This window comes from Streptomyces sp. GL_148, assembly GCF_057834205.1.
This window is the reverse complement of sequence record NZ_CM174396.1, coordinates 6,243,573-6,258,093: the sequence shown is the minus strand read 5'-3', so window position 1 is coordinate 6,258,093 and position 14,521 is coordinate 6,243,573. Positions and strand designations below refer to the sequence as shown.

Genomic DNA, 14,521 nt, shown 5'->3' with positions numbered 1-14,521 from the left:
GTCCTACAGCGCGTCAGCGCCACGTTCGCCGGTGCGGACCCGGATGACCGAGTCCACGGGGATGCTCCACACCTTGCCGTCACCGATCTTGCCGGTCTGGGCGGCGTCCACGACGATCCGCATCACGTCTTCGGCGTCGCCGTCCTCGACGAGCACCTCTATGCGGATCTTCGGTACGAGGTCCACGGTGTACTCGGCGCCCCGGTAGACCTCGGTGTGTCCGCGCTGGCGGCCGTAGCCGCTGGCCTCGGAGACGGTGAGTCCCTGGACTCCGAAGCGGTGCAGGGCTTCCTTGATCTCGTCCAGCCGGTGCGGCTTCACGATCGCGGTGATGAGCTTCATGCGTCAACCTTCTTGCTCGCGGCGGCAACAGGGGCGGGGGCGGCGGTGCTCCGGGAGGAGGAGCCGCCGCCGGCTCCGCTGAAGTCGTAGGCGGTCTCGGCGTGCTCGACCTGGTCGATGCCGGAGACCTCGTCGTCCTCGGTGACCCGCATCCCGATCGTCTTGTCGAGGAGGAAGGCGAGTACCGCGGATGCCACGAGAGAGTAGGCGAGGACGGCGAAGACTCCGACCGCCTGCTTGCCGAGCTGCTCCAGGCCGCCGCCGTAGAAGAGGCCGGCCACGTCGGACTGGACCCCGCCGGTGGCGAAGAGACCCACGAGGAGGGAGCCGAGGACACCGCCGACGAGGTGGACGCCGATGACGTCGAGGGAGTCGTCGTAGCCGAACTTGTACTTCAGGCCGACGGCCATGGCGCACAGGACACCGGCGATGACGCCGATGGCGATCGCGCCGAGCGGGGAGACGGCGCCGCCGGAGGGGGTGATGGCGACGAGGCCCGCGACCGCGCCGGAGGCGGCGCCGAGGGTGGTGAAGGAGCCGTGGCGCAGCTTCTCGTAGCCGAGCCAGGCGAGCATGGCGGCGGCGGTGGCGACCTGCGTGTTGACGAACATGACCGCGCCGACGCCGTCGTCGTTGCCGAGCCAGGAGCCCGCGTTGAAGCCGAACCAGCCGAACCACAGCAGGCCGGCACCGAGCATCACGAGCGGGAGGCTGTGCGGGCGCATCGGGTCCTTCTTGAACCCGACGCGCTTGCCGATGACCAGGATCACGCCGAGGGCCGCGGCGCCCGCGTTGATGTGGACGGCGGTGCCGCCGGCGAAGTCGATGACCCCGAGCTCGAAGAGCCAGCCGCCGGCGCCCCATACCCAGTGGGCGACGGGGAAGTAGACGATCGTGACCCAGAGGGTGATGAAGAGTGCCCACGCGCTGAACTTGACGCGGTCGGCCAGGGCGCCGCTTATCAGCGCCGGGGTGATGATCGCGAACATCAGCTGGAAGACGGCGAAGACGTAGACGGGGATGGTGTAGCCGTCCCACAGCTCGGTGATGCCGATGCCGCTGAGTCCCACGTAGTCGGAGGTCCAGCCGATGAGCGAGCCGGAGTCGGCGCCGAAGGCGAGGCTGAATCCGTAGAGGACCCAGAGGATCGTGACGATCCCGAGGCTGATGAAACTCATCATCAGCATGTTGAGGCTGCTCTTGACGCGGACCATGCCTCCGTAGAAGAAGGCGAGTCCCGGGGTCATCAGCATGACCAGGGCGGAGCAGATGAGCATGAACCCGGTGTTCGCGGAAGACAGCGTGGGGGCGTCTGCCGCGAGGGTCGTGATGGCTGATGCCATCGGCGTCTCCTCGTCGTCGGTACGTTCGCGTGCGGGCGATCGTGAAAACCTGAGCGGCGCTGGTTCGTGAATCAGGCCTGAGGGTGTTCCGGCCGGGGGGCTGGCCGGTTATTGGCCCTGAGATTCGCGCAGGCCGGTTTCCGGCGGCGCCGCTGGGTGTTTCACCCCGATGACGAAGGCGTCCGGCCTGTTACAGCCCGATGAACAGCCGCAACCATCAATTGAGCAACCACGACGGCGAGCAACCACCTCCGCGAGAGCGGCCGCGGTTTAGCGGCAAAGAACAGCCCGGCCGCGGCGATGACCCGGGGAACCTGGCTGGGGGAGCCTGATCGGGCTTCACGGGGTGACTGCCACGGCCGGGGGCCTTGGGATCGGCCGGGTGGCCGTCAGACGGCCTCCGCGGCCTCGGGGAGGCGGGAGGCGAGGTGGTCGGTCAGCCGCACCACGTCCGCGACGTCGCCGTACTCACGCGCGGCGGTGTCGACGGTCTTGCGCAGCCGGGTGTTCACCCGCTCGGACCGCACCTTTCCCGCCACGTCGAGGGCGCGGCCGACGAGGACCGTGGCCTGCTCGGGCTCGCGCTGGAGCAGGTGCACGGTGGCCATGCCGATGAGGTTCAGGGCGTAGGAGCGCTGGTGCTCCTCGTCCTTCTCGAAGAGCTCGACGGCGCGCTCCATGACCGGCTCAGCGAGGGAGGCGTACATGGGGCTGCGGCCGGCCACGTAGGCGAGGTCCCGGTAGGAGTGGGAGTTCTCGCCGTTGAGCTCGGCCTCGGAGAAGAAGCGGATCCAGTCGGGCTCGGGCTCGGAGTCGAAGCCGACGTCGGAGAAGGTGTCCTCGGCCATCCGCACGGCCCGCTTGCAGCGGCTGGGCTGGCCCATGTTGGCGTAGGCGCGGGCCTCCATCGCATACAGCATGGCCTGGGTACGGGGCCCCGCGCAGTCGCGGCTGCCGTACTGGGCCAGGTGGACGAGCTCCAGGGCGTCCTCGGGGCGGCCCAGGTGGATCATCTGGCGGCTCATGCTGGAGAGGATGTACGAGCCCAGCGGCTTGTCCCCGCCCTCCTTCGCGGCGTGCAGCGCGAGGACGAAGTACTTCTGCGCGGTGGGGTGCAGGCCGATGTCGTAGCTCATCCAGCCGGCGAGTTCGGCGAGTTCGGCGGCGACCTTGAAGAGCCGCTTCATGACCGGTGCAGGGTGGTTCTCCTGGAGCAGGTCGGTGACCTCGTGGAGCTGGCCGACGACGGCCTTGCGGCGCAGTCCGCCGCCGCACTGGGCGTCCCACTGGCGGAACATCACGGTGGTGGCTTCGAGGAGGTCCACCTCGGGCTCGGAGAGCCGGGGCGGCCGGTGGCCGCTCAGGGCGCCCGTCGGCCCCGCCTCCCGGGGTCCCGGGTCGGCGGCCGGAACCGGTACGAGCCAGCGCTGCATGGGCTCGATGAGGGCGGGGCCGGCGGACAGGGCGAGCGAGGTCCCGAGGAAGCCGCGGCGGGCCAGCATCAGGTCGCTGCGGGAGAACTCGCCGAGCAGCTCGATGGTCTGCGGGCCGGCCCAGGGCAGGTCGACGCCGGAGACGGAGGGGGTCTGGTGGGCGGTGCGCAGGCCGAGGTGCTCGATGGCGACGACGGAGCCGAAGCGCTCGGAGAACAGCTCGGACAGGATCCGCGGGACGGGCTCGCGGGGCTGTTCGCCGTCGAGCCAGCGGCGGACCCGTGAGGTGTCGGTGCTGATGTGGTGGGCGCCCATCTGGCGGGCGCGACGGTTGACCTGGCGGGCGAGCTCGCCCTTGGACCAGCCGCTGCGGACGAACCAGGACGTCAGCTGTTCGTTGCGGACGGTGGCGTCCTGCGGGGAGTCCTGGGCGGAATCCCGCTCCGAGTCCCGGTCGGGCATCCCGGCGGACGACACGTCGGACTCCGCACCCGTTCCGCTTGCGCCGTTGCCGCTCACTGGAACGCCCCCATCCGTCAGCCTCTTCAACACGAAACCCAGTCGGGAAACGGTCTTCACAGGTCCTTCACGCCTTGCCTCCGGCATACCCGCGAACACGTCTTCCTCCGCGCTTCATGCACCGAAAGTAATCCTACGATCACCCCTTCGGCGAGGTCGATCCCGGAAACGCCACCATTCGCCACCCCTTCGAATGAACTCGCCACCCGCCAGGCGCGATTCACTTGACACGAAGGCGGGACCGATCGGATGGACAGGAGTGCGCCGGGGCGCGCGCGGCGAGGAGTGCGCCGGGCATCCGGGCAGCCGACGCCCCAACCAGCCGATGTCGTAACCACCGGCACGTCCGACCCGTTGGAGGGGGCATGGGCATGGGCTTCACGATCGGCGGCAGCCACGGCACCAAGGAGTTCCGTTCCGGCGCTCGGCGCCGCGGCCGGACGTCGGAGTGCACGGCGGTGGCGGAGTACACCGGACTCTGGGGCTGGGACGTCGTCCCCGGCGCCCGGGCGGCGGGGCCCGCCCGCGACTGCTCCTGCGGTCATACGAGTTGTGGCGCGCCGGGGGCGCATCCGCTGGCCCTCGCTCCGACGGTCCCGGCCGGCGCCACCCTCGACGAGGTCACGGAGACCTGGAGCGGGTACCCGGGAGCCGCGATGCTGCTCCCCGTCGGCCGCACCTTCGACGTCATCGAGGTCGCCCAGGAAGCGGGGCGGCGGGCGCTGGTCCGGCTGGAGCGGATGGGCCTGCCGCTCGGCCCGGTGACCGCGACCCCTGACGGCCGGGCCCAGTTCTTCGTCGCCCCGGGGGCGGCCGCCGGGCTGCCGCAGCTGCTGTACCGGATGGGCTGGGACGACGCCGGTCTCGATCTGCGCGCGCTGGGCCAGGGCTCCTACGTCACCGCCCCGCCCTCGGACTTCGCGGGCCTCGGCCCGGTGAGCTGGATGCGCCCGCCGGCTCTGGACTCGGCCGGGGACCCCCCGCAGGCCCGCCTCCTGCTGGGCACCCTCGCCTACCTCTGCCACCGGCTGCGCCGCTCCTAGATATGGCAGTGCCCCCGGGTCCCTGGGACCTCGGGGGCACTGGCCGGCGTAGGAGCGTCGGGGCGTTCAGTCGCCGATCAGGGCGTCGACGAAGGCCTCCGGCTCGAAGGGCGCCAGGTCGTCCGCGCCCTCACCGAGGCCGATGAGCTTGACCGGGACGCCGAGCTCGCGCTGGACGGCGATGACGATGCCGCCCTTGGCCGTCCCGTCGAGCTTGGTCAGCACGATGCCGGTGATGTCCACGACCTCCGCGAAGACACGGGCCTGGGTCAGGCCGTTCTGCCCGGTGGTGGCGTCCAGGACCAGCAGGATCTCGTCGAGCGGGCCGTGCTTCTCCACGACGCGCTTGACCTTGCCGAGCTCGTCCATCAGGCCGGTCTTGGTGTGCAGCCGGCCCGCCGTGTCGATGAGCACCACGTCGGCGCCCTCGGCGATGCCCTCCTTGACCGCGTCGTAGGCGATCGAGGCCGGGTCGCCGCCCTCGGGGCCGCGTACGGTGCGCGCGCCGACCCGATCGCCCCAGGTCTGGAGCTGGTCGGCGGCGGCGGCGCGGAAGGTGTCCGCCGCGCCGAGCACGACGCTGCGGCCGTCGGCGACGAGCACCCGGGCGAGCTTGCCGGTGGTGGTGGTCTTGCCGGTGCCGTTCACGCCGACGACCATCACGACGGCGGGGGTGTCCACGCCGCTCTCGGTCTTCACGGCGCGGTCGAAGTCGGTGCCGAGGAGCGTGACCAGCTCCTCCTTCAGCAGGGCGCGCAGATCGGCGGGGGTGCGGGTGCCGAGCACCTTGACCCGCTCGCGGAGCCGGTCCACCAGTTCCTGGGTCGGCGCGACACCGACGTCGGCGATGAGGAGGGTCTCCTCGATCTCCTCCCAGGTGTCCTCGTCGAGGTGCTCGCGGGAGAGCAGCGTGAGCAGCCCCTTGCCGAGCGTGTTCTGCGACCGGGCGAGGCGGGCGCGCAGCCGGACCAGGCGGCCGGCGGTGGGCTCGGGCACCTCGATCTCGGGCGTGGCCGGAACCTCGGCGACGGGGGCTTCGGGCTCCGCGACCGGGGCCTCGGCCTCGGCCTCGGGCAGCACGACCTCTTCGATCGTGCGGCGCGGCTCTTCCGCCGTCGGTGCGGCGTCCTCCCCCACCTGCGGTTCGGCGGGCGGGGCAGTGATGGTCGGCGTGCTCGACGGGGCCGTGGGGGGCAGCTGCTTCTTCTTGCGGCTGCTGACCACGAGCCCGCTGATCGCGCCGACCGCGACCAGGGCGATGACTACGACAAGGATCAGGATTTCCATAACCTGTCCAGTATGCGTGACCTGGCCGACGGCACCTCGTTCTCCAGGCGGGGCTTTGCACCCCGCGGGCCGGGCTGGTCCGTCGCTCGGCCGCGTGTCGGCGAGAAGCCCTTCGGGCGGAGTCACAACGGGCCCAGTATCGGATACGGGCGCGGTCGGCGCTGAGCGCCCATAGGTTGTCGCGGCCCATGCAGTGGACCGCGACAACCCATGACTCCTGGGCATCACACAGGGCAGTAAGCCTCTATTTGTGGTTTTTGCGGCAAATCTACGATGATGAGCAACCCCCATCACGCCCCCGCCTCCCCCACGGAGTACACCTATGTCTGCCGAGACCGCCGTCGAGTCGCGCGGCCTGGAGCCCGTCCCGGACGCCGAGCGCCGTGGGCGGGTCCGCGAGCTCGTCCCGACCTGGGTCGCCGCCAACATCAGCGTGCTGCTGCTGACCATGGGCGCCGGTCTCGTCATCTTCAACAAGCTGAACATCTGGCAGGTGCTCGTCGTCGCGATCGCCGCGCCCGTCGTCTCCTACGGCATCGTCGGACTCATATCCATCGCGGGCAAGCGCGGCGGCTCCCCCGGCATGGCGCTCTCCCGGGCCGTCTTCGGCCAGCGCGGCAACCTCTTCCCCGGCGCCCTGATCTGGGTCGCCCGCTGGGGCTGGGAAACCATCAACGCGGTCAGCGGCGCCTACGCCGTCCTGACCGTCCTCGACCTGGTCTTCGGCATCAAGAAGAACACCGCGCTGATCGTCGTCACCCTGCTCTTCTTCGTCGGCTGCACCTTCCTGGTCTCCGGCCTCGGCATCAACGCGCTGCGCGTCTGCTCCAAGTGGTCCACGTACCTCTTCGGCGCCTTCAGCGTGCTCGTGCTGGGGTACCTGATCGCCGAGACCGACTGGTCGGCCGTCTTCGCCAAGCCCGCCGGCTCCACCGCGATGATGATCGCGGGCATCGGCACCATCGCGGCCGGCGGCATCAGCTGGGTCCCCTCGGGCCCGGACTTCACCCGTTACCTGCCCCGTACCGCCTCCGCCAGGGGCATGGTCGGCGCGACCATCGGCGGCGCGGCCGTCGTGGTGATCCCGATGGTCCTCATGGGCGCGGTGATGGCCGTCGCCACCCCCGACCTGGCCACCGCGCAGGACCCGGTGTCCTTCATCGGCGAACTGCTGCCGACCTGGATCGCGGTCCCGTACCTGCTGATCGCGCTCGTCGGCATGCTGCTCATCAACTCGATGTCCATGTACTCGGCGGGCTTCACCGCCCAGACCCTCGGCATCAAGGTCCCGCGCGCGGCGGCGGTCAGCGTCAACGCCGTCATCAGCCTGGTCTTCGGCTTCCTGCTGATGGTGGTCGCGACCAGCTTCTTCGGTTCGTTCATCTCCTTCCTGACCCTGCTGGCCGTGGCCTTCTCCGCGTGGATCGGCGTCTTCGGCGTGGACATGCTGCGCCGCACCTCCTACGACAGTGCCGCCCTGCTGGACACCACGCGGAGCAGTGCCTACTGGTACCGGGGCGGTTTCGCCTGGCAGGCCATGACCGCCTGGGGCCTGGCCCTGGTGGTGGGCCTGCTGTTCACGAAGGTCGACTGGTTCGCCGGCCCGCTCGCCACCACCTGGATCGGGCAGAACGGCCTGGGCTGGGCGGCGGGCATCGTCACCTCGGCCGTGCTGTACGCGGCCTTGCCGCGCACCCCGGCGGCGCCGAAGGCCGCGGCGGCTCCGGAGGCCGTCCCGGCGGCCCCGGCACCGGCGGACGAGCCGGTCCCCGCCGGATCCCTGTCCAACTGACGCCACGTCAGCTAACGTCCCCCTTCGCCCGCCCACCCACCTCCGGCGAAGGGGGACTTCTCCATGCCCATCACCGTGGCCCGGTTCAACCTCATCGACCCGAACGGCACCCCGGAAACCCTCTCCGCCCGCTACAAGGCCGCACTGGAGATGGCGAAGTACGCGGACGACCGCGGGATCGACACCATCCAGACCGAGGAGCACCACGGCACCGACAACAACTGGCTGCCCTCCCCCTTCGCCTTCGCGGGCGCGGTCTTCGGCGCCACCCGCCGGATCGCGGTCACCGTCTCGGCGATCATCGGCCCGCTCTACGACCCCCTGAAGGTCGCCGAGGACATCGCCGTGCTCGACCTGCTCAGCGGCGGCCGCCTCGTCACGGTGGCCGGCATCGGCTACCGGCCCGAGGAGTACGAGCAGCACGGCGTGGAGTGGGGCCGGCGCGGCAAGCTCCAGGACGAGCTGCTGGAGACCCTGCTGAAGGCGTGGACCGGCGAGCCGTTCGAGTTCCGCGGCCGTACCGTACGGGTCACCCCGCGGCCCTTCACCCAGCCCCACCCGCTGCTCCTGGTCGGCGGCAGCTCGCAGGCGGCGGCCCGCCGGGCGGCCCGCCTGGGGCTGCCGTTCTTCCCGAGCGCGCACCTGCCCGAGCTGGAGGCGTACTACCACGCGAAGCTCGCGGAGTACGGCACGGAGGGCTTCTGCATGATGCCGGCGGCCGAGACCCCGCTGCTGCACATCGCGGAGGACCCGGACCGGGCGTGGGACCAGTACGGCGAGCGGTTCCTGCACGAGGCCGGGATGTACGCCTCCTGGCAGTCCAAGGACATCCGCAGCGCCGTGCGGTCGGGCGCGCACACGGTGGCGGAGCTGCGCGCCGAGGGCGTGTACCGCATCCTGACCCCCGACGAGGCGGTCGCGTACGCCCGCGGCGCCGGCGAGGCGGGGAACCTGGTGCTGCACCCGCTGTGCGGCGGGATGCCGGTGGACGAGGGCTGGCGGAGCCTGCAGCTCCTGTGCGAACAGGTGCTGCCCCGCCTCAAGGACTGAGACGGGGCAGCTCTGAGAGGAGAGGGGCCGCTGGCGGGGGTGGTCAGCCCATCTCCTCCAACGCCTTGCCCTTGGTCTCCGGCACCCGTTTGAGGATGAACGGGATCGAGAGCACTGCGAAGACCGTGTAGATGACGTAGGCGCCGGACAGGTTCCAGTCCGACAGGGTCGGGAACGACACCGTGATGACCCAGTTGGCGATCCACTGGGCGGCGGCGGCCACGCCGAGCGCGGCGGCGCGGATGCGACCGGGGAACATCTCCCCGAGCAGCACCCAGACGACCACGCCCCAGGACAGCGCGAAGAAGAGGACGAAGAAGTTGGCGGCGACCAGGGCAACGATGCCCTGGGCGTGCGGCAGCGCGATGTCGTCGCCGGCGCCGGACTTGTACGAGAAGGCCCAGGCGGCGAGGCCCAGCGAGATCGCCATGCCGACGGAGCCGATGAGGGCGAGCGGCTTGCGGCCGATCCGGTCCACGAAGATCATCGCGATCACCGTGCCGATGATGTTCACGACCGAGGTCTCGAAGGAGTACAGGAACGAGGCGCTCGGGTCGATGCCGACCGACTGCCACAGCGAGGAGCTGTAGTAGAAGATCACGTTGATGCCGACGAGCTGCTGGAAGACCGACAGGCCGATGCCGGTCCAGACGATGGGCAGGAAGCCCCTCTTCCCGCCGAGCAGGTCCTTGAAGGTGGACTTGTGCTCGGAGCGCATGGCGTGCTCGATGTCCGCGACGCGGCCGTCGAGGTCGATGTGCTCGCCCTCGACCTCGGCGAGCACCTTGCGCGCCTCGGCGTTGCGGCCGACGGAGATCAGGAAGCGCGGGGATTCCGGGATCACGAGGGACATCAGCCCGTAGAGCACGGCCGGGACCACCATCACGCCGAGCATCCACTGCCAGGCTTCCAGGCCGCCGATCTCGCCGCGCTGGTCGCCGCCGGCGAGGTTGAGGATCCCCCAGTTGACGAGCTGGGAGATGGCGATGCCGATGACGATCGCGGCCTGCTGGAAGGAGGCGAGCCGGCCGCGGTACGCGGGCGGGGAGACCTCGGCGATGTAGGCCGGGCCGATGACCGAGGCCATGCCGATGCCGAATCCGCCGATGACCCGCCACATCGCCAGGTCCCAGAGCGCGAAGGGAAGGGCCGAGCCGATGGCGCTGGCCGTGAAGAGCACGGCCGCGATCTGCATGCAGCGGATGCGGCCGATCCGGTCGGCGATGCGGCCCGCCGTGGCGGCGCCGAGGGCGCAGCCGATCAGTGCGGCGGCGATCACCTGGGCGAGGGCGGCAGGCCCGACGTCGAAGCGGTCCCGGATCGCGACGACCGCGCCGTTGATGACGGAGCTGTCGTAGCCGAAGAGGAATCCGCCCATGGCGGCGGCCGCGGTGATGAAGATGACGTGCCCGAGGTGGTCGGGCTGCGATGCCGGGGCGCCGCCCGAGGCCGAGCCCCGCGCTGTGCTGCTGCTCGTCAAGGTCTGCTCCTGCGTGCTGCCCGGCTGCGGGGACGGGCTGAGGGTGTGATCCCTTCCAGTGGCGCACAGGTCAAGATCGGGCACCATCCGGCGGGGCCATCGGGGGCGCACCTGCCCCGCAGGGGCCCGGCCGCACCCCGGCACCCCATCACCCCGGCACCCCGGCACCCCGGCACCCCATCACCGCAAGCGCTGGCTGATGACCTTCGAGACCCCGTCGCCCTGCATCGAGACCCCGTAGAGCGCGTCGGCGACCTCCATCGTCCGCTTCTGGTGCGTGATCACGATCAGCTGTGAGCTCTCCTGCAGCTCCTCCATGATCCGGATCAGCCGCTGGAGGTTGGTGTCGTCAAGCGCGGCCTCGACCTCGTCCATCACGTAGAACGGGCTCGGCCGCGCCTTGAAGATGGAGACCAGCAGGGCCACGGCGGTCAGCGAGCGCTCGCCGCCCGAGAGCAGCGACAGCCGCTTGACCTTCTTGCCCGGCGGCCGGGCCTCGACGTCGACGCCGGTGGTGAGCATGTTGTCCGGATCCGTCAGGATCAGCCGGCCCTCGCCACCGGGGAACAGCCGCGAGAACACCCCCTCGAACTGACGGGCCGTATCCCGGTAGGCCTCCGTGAAGACCTGCTCGACCCGCTCGTCGACCTCCTTCACGACCTGAAGGAGGTCGGCCCTGGTCTTACGCAGGTCTTCCAGCTGCTCGCTGAGGAACTTGTGCCGCTCCTCCAACGCCGCGAACTCCTCCAACGCCAGCGGATTGACCTTGCCGAGCTGCTGGTAGGCCCGCTCGGCCGCCTTCAGCCGCTTCTCCTGCCGGGCGCGCACGAAGGGCTCCGGCCCGGCGTCCCCCTCCGCAGCGTCCCGGGCCTCCCCGTCCACGGGCGGGCTCGGCGGCACCGGCTGGTCCGGCCCGTACTCGGCGACGAGCCCCTGGGCCGCCATCCCGAACTCCTCCAGCGCGCGGCTCTCCACCTGCTCGATCCGCATGCGCTTCTCGGCCCCGAGCACCTCGCCGCGGTGCACGGAGTCCGTGAGCTTGTCGAGCTCGCCCTTCAGGCCGCGGCCCAGGCCCCGGGCCTCGTCGAGCTCGCGCTCCCGCACGCCCTTCGCGTACTCGGCCGAGGTGCGCTCCCCCACGGCGCGGGTCAGCGACACCTCGATGTGGGCGAGCAGCTGGCGGGCTCCGGCGGCGACGGCCGCGGCCACCTGCGCCTCGTACCGCAGCCGTTCCCGGCGGCGCTCGGCCCGGGCACGGGCCTCCCGCTCGGCCCTGGCCCCGCGGTCCAGGGAATCGGCCCGCCCGGCGAGCCCCTTCACCCGCTCCTCGTGGGTCCTGAGCTGCAGCCGGGCTTCCATCTCGGTCTGCCGCGCGTTCGCCCCGTCGGCCGCGAGCCGGTCCCTGCGCGAGGTGTCCGGCTCCTCTTCCGCAGGCATCTCCTCGGCAACGGCGAGCCGTTCCGCGCACTCCGCTACGTCGGCCAGCGCCTGCTCCAGCGCGTCCTGCGCCGTGGCTGCGGCCGCGGCGGCGCGCTCGGCTTCGCCCAGCGCCCCCTTCGCCTGCCCGGCGAGCCGCCCCAGCTGCTGCGCGACCCCGGCCCGGGCCCGCTCGACGGCCCGCCGGAGCTCCCCGAGCTCCTCGACCCGGGCCCCGGCCGCCACCCGGCGCGCATCCGCGGCCGCCTTCTCGCCCGTCAGCACCAGACAGCGGCCGTCCAGCCGGGCCAGCTCCGCCGCGGCCTCGTCGACGGCGGCCTGCACCTCGATCAGGCTCGGCACCCCGGCGGACCCGCCGTGCGCGAGGTGCGCCCCGAGCACGTCCCCGTCGGCGGTCACGGCCACCAGCTCGGGCTGCGCGGCCACCAGTGCCTCGGCCTCATCGAGCCCCCCGACCACCACGAAGTCCCGCAACACCCACGCCAAGGCCCGCACCACCTCGGCGTCCCCCTGCACAAGCCCCCCGGCAACAACCGCCGAACCCGGCACACTCACCCCCACAGCGGAACCCACCGAACCCGGCGCGCCCACCCCCACCGCAGAACCCACCGGACCCGGCGTGCTCAGCCCCACCGCAGAACCCGCCGAACCCGGCGCGCCCACCCCCACCGCAGAACCCACCGGACCGGGCACACTCAGCCCCGCCGCGGAAGCCGCCGGACCCGGCGTGCTCAGCCCCGCCGGCGTTTGAGGCGCGGGGTCTGGGGCGGAGCCCCAGTTTCGGGAAGGGGCGGGGTGGGGGAAAATCGCCCCGACCGCGACCCCATCGGCAGCCCCGGCCCCGGAAACCTGCTCCAGGCCCGCGAGGCCAACACCACTTTCCGGACCCGGGTCCTGATCCGTGGCCACACCCTGCGCCGAGCCCTGAGCCTGAGCCGAGCCCGAACCCAAGTCCTGTGCCTGCTGGGCCAGGGCCGAGCCCGAATCCAGGGCCGAGCCCCACGCCGGCCCCGAAGCCTGCCCCGGGACCCCGGCCCCCGCCACCCCACCGCCGGAGGCCACCGCCCCCGGAGTGATCAGGAACGCGGCCCTGCCCGCATCACCCTCCCGCAAGTACCGGATCGCTCCGGCCGCCGCCGCCGTCGACGTGACGGCCACCGCATCCGCCGCCGCACCCAGCGCCGCCGCCACCGCGACCTCGTACCCCGGGGTCACGGACAGCCGCTGCGCCGCAGGCCCGAGCAACCCCTCCAGCCGCGCAGCGAGCAGCTCCGCCGTACCGTCCTTGCGGCGCAGCCCCATCGCCAGGGCGTCCCGTCGCGCCGACACCGCCGCCCGCGAACGCTCCGCCGCCGCCAACGCGTCCCGGGTCTCCCCGAGTCCGGCCTCCGCCGCCGCCAGCTCGGCCCGAGCCTCCTCGTACTCCCCCGCCCCGGAGCCGGCAGCGCCCTCACCCGCCCCCGGGGACTCCTCCCCGACTTCCTCCGCCAGCGCCTCGTACTCCTCGCGCGCCTCCTCGGCCCGCGCCCGCGCCCCGTCCCGCGCCAGCACCAGCCGGTCGATCTCCGCCTGGGCCGCGCCCGCGCGGGAGCGGGCCGCGCCGAGCCGGCCCGTCAGCCGCGCCAGCGCCTCGCGCCGGTCGGCGATGGCCCGCGCCACGTCCCGTAGCCGCCGTTCCTCGTCGGCCAGCGAGCGCTCCAGCTCGGCCCGGTGGGCGACCGTGTCCTCCAGCGCCCGCGCGGCCGCTTCCATCGCGGCCGTCAGCTCCGCCTCCTGCTCGCGGATCCGTGCGGCCTCCTTCTCCATCTCCTCCGGGTCCCGGCCGTGGCGGTCCTCCTCGGCCGGCGCCGAGGCGGAGGTGACCCGGGCGTCCGCCAGCGACACCGTCCCGCGCACCCGCTCGGCGAGCTGGGACAGGTCGTACCAGGTCTGCTGCGCCCGCTGGAGCCGTGGCGCGAGTTCGCGTACGGCCTCCTCCAGTTCGGACTCCCGCCGCACGGCCGCCGCGAGCTGCGCCTCGGCCGCCTCCTTGCGCTCCTTCAGCGCCGCCTCATCCGCGATCTCCGCGTCGAGCGCGCCCTTGAGCGTCACGAGGTCGTCGGCGAGCAGCCGCAGCCGTGCGTCCCGCAGGTCGGCCTGGATCACGGCCGCCCGCCGGGCCACCGCCGCCTGGCGTCCCAGGGGCTTCAGCTGCCGCTGCAGCTCGTTGCCCAGGTCCTGCACGCGCGCGAGATTGGCCTGCATCGCGTCCAGCTTCCGCAGCGCCTTCTCTTTACGCTTGCGGTGCTTGAGCACCCCGGCCGCCTCCTCGATGAAGGCGCGGCGGCCCATCGGATCGGCGTGCAGTACGGAGTCCAGCTGGCCCTGTCCGACGATGACGTGCATCTCGCGGCCGATGCCGGAGTCGGAGAGCAGTTCCTGGATGTCGAGGAGGCGGCAGGTGTCGCCGTTGATCTGGTACTCGCTGCTGCCGCCGCGGAACATGATCCGGGTGATGGTGACTTCGGCGTACTCGATCGGCAGCGCGCCGTCGGAGTTGTCGATGGTGAGCGAGACCTCGGCGCGGCCCAGCGGCGGGCGTCCGGTCGTGCCGGCGAAGATGACGTCTTCCATCTTCCCGCCGCGCAGGGACTTGGCCCCTTGTTCGCCCATGACCCAGGAGAGCGCGTCCACCACATTGGACTTGCCGGAGCCGTTGGGGCCCACGACACAGGTGATGCCCGGTTCGAAGCGCAGGGTGGTCGCGGAGGCGAAGGATTTGAAGCCACGCAGGGTCAGGGACTTGAGGTGCACGC

Annotated in this window: 9 protein-coding genes; 3 read left to right on the top strand and 6 right to left on the bottom strand. The window is 71.8% G+C overall.

Annotated elements, in window-relative coordinates; genetic code table 11:
- Positions 1 to 3 precede the first annotated feature (3 nt).
- The 3 genes from AC3IYI_RS28765 to nsdA all read right to left on the bottom strand — a co-directional run bounded on the left by AC3IYI_RS28765 (position 4) and on the right by nsdA (position 3,580).
- Positions 4 to 342 carry a P-II family nitrogen regulator gene (locus tag AC3IYI_RS28765; protein WP_112451060.1) on the bottom strand — a complete coding sequence of 113 codons (339 nt, stop codon included), beginning with the start codon at positions 340 to 342 and terminating at the stop codon, positions 4 to 6.
- Positions 339 to 1,685: an ammonium transporter gene (locus AC3IYI_RS28760; protein ID WP_489406424.1), complete on the bottom strand. Its 1,347-nt coding sequence runs from the start codon at positions 1,683 to 1,685 to the stop codon at positions 339 to 341. The genes AC3IYI_RS28765 and AC3IYI_RS28760 overlap by 4 nt, the downstream gene beginning before the upstream one ends.
- Positions 1,686 to 2,074: 389 nt before the next feature.
- Positions 2,075 to 3,580, bottom strand: coding sequence for a transcriptional repressor NsdA (nsdA, locus tag AC3IYI_RS28755; protein WP_489411710.1), 1,506 nt, complete (start codon positions 3,578 to 3,580; stop codon positions 2,075 to 2,077).
- Positions 3,581 to 4,008: 428 nt separating this feature from the next.
- On the opposite strand from nsdA, the gene AC3IYI_RS28750 reads away from it, so the two are divergent.
- Entirely contained in the window at positions 4,009 to 4,680 is a 672-nt protein-coding gene (locus AC3IYI_RS28750) for a bifunctional DNA primase/polymerase (RefSeq protein WP_489406423.1), read from the top strand.
- Positions 4,681 to 4,746: 66 nt separating this feature from the next.
- On the opposite strand, the gene ftsY is transcribed toward AC3IYI_RS28750, so the two are convergent.
- Positions 4,747 to 5,967 carry a signal recognition particle-docking protein FtsY gene (gene ftsY, locus AC3IYI_RS28745; protein WP_489406422.1) on the bottom strand — a complete coding sequence of 407 codons (1,221 nt, stop codon included), beginning with the start codon at positions 5,965 to 5,967 and terminating at the stop codon, positions 4,747 to 4,749.
- 322 nt (positions 5,968 to 6,289) lie between these two features.
- Here ftsY and AC3IYI_RS28740 point away from each other — a divergent pair, with 322 nt between their 5' ends.
- A complete protein-coding gene (locus tag AC3IYI_RS28740) occupies positions 6,290 to 7,759 on the top strand; it encodes a cytosine permease (RefSeq protein WP_489406421.1) in 1,470 nt (489 codons plus the stop codon).
- Positions 7,760 to 7,822: 63 nt separating this feature from the next.
- On the top strand, positions 7,823 to 8,809 hold the full coding sequence (locus AC3IYI_RS28735) for an LLM class flavin-dependent oxidoreductase (protein WP_489406420.1): 987 nt from the start codon (positions 7,823 to 7,825) through the stop codon (positions 8,807 to 8,809).
- A gap of 43 nt (positions 8,810 to 8,852) precedes the next feature.
- Here AC3IYI_RS28735 and AC3IYI_RS28730 read toward each other — a convergent pair whose 3' ends face one another.
- Both AC3IYI_RS28730 and AC3IYI_RS28725 read right to left on the bottom strand, forming a co-directional pair.
- Complete coding sequence (locus AC3IYI_RS28730; protein ID WP_489406419.1) at positions 8,853 to 10,289, bottom strand: sugar porter family MFS transporter; 1,437 nt, start codon at positions 10,287 to 10,289, stop codon at positions 8,853 to 8,855.
- Between the two features lie 180 nt (positions 10,290 to 10,469).
- Positions 10,470 to 14,519 carry an AAA family ATPase gene (locus AC3IYI_RS28725; protein WP_489406418.1) on the bottom strand — a complete coding sequence of 1,350 codons (4,050 nt, stop codon included), beginning with the start codon at positions 14,517 to 14,519 and terminating at the stop codon, positions 10,470 to 10,472.
- Positions 14,520 to 14,521 lie beyond the last annotated feature (2 nt).

Coding starts and splice junctions, on each gene's coding strand:
- AC3IYI_RS28735 (WP_489406420.1), top strand. CDS start 7,823: ATGCCCATCACCGTGGCCCGGTTCAACCTCATCGACCCGAACGGCACC.
- AC3IYI_RS28750 (WP_489406423.1), top strand. CDS start 4,009: ATGGGCTTCACGATCGGCGGCAGCCACGGCACCAAGGAGTTCCGTTCC.
- AC3IYI_RS28760 (WP_489406424.1), bottom strand. CDS start 1,685: ATGGCATCAGCCATCACGACCCTCGCGGCAGACGCCCCCACGCTGTCT.
- nsdA (WP_489411710.1), bottom strand. CDS start 3,580: ATGCCCGACCGGGACTCGGAGCGGGATTCCGCCCAGGACTCCCCGCAG.
- ftsY (WP_489406422.1), bottom strand. CDS start 5,967: ATGGAAATCCTGATCCTTGTCGTAGTCATCGCCCTGGTCGCGGTCGGC.
- AC3IYI_RS28740 (WP_489406421.1), top strand. CDS start 6,290: ATGTCTGCCGAGACCGCCGTCGAGTCGCGCGGCCTGGAGCCCGTCCCG.
- AC3IYI_RS28765 (WP_112451060.1), bottom strand. CDS start 342: ATGAAGCTCATCACCGCGATCGTGAAGCCGCACCGGCTGGACGAGATC.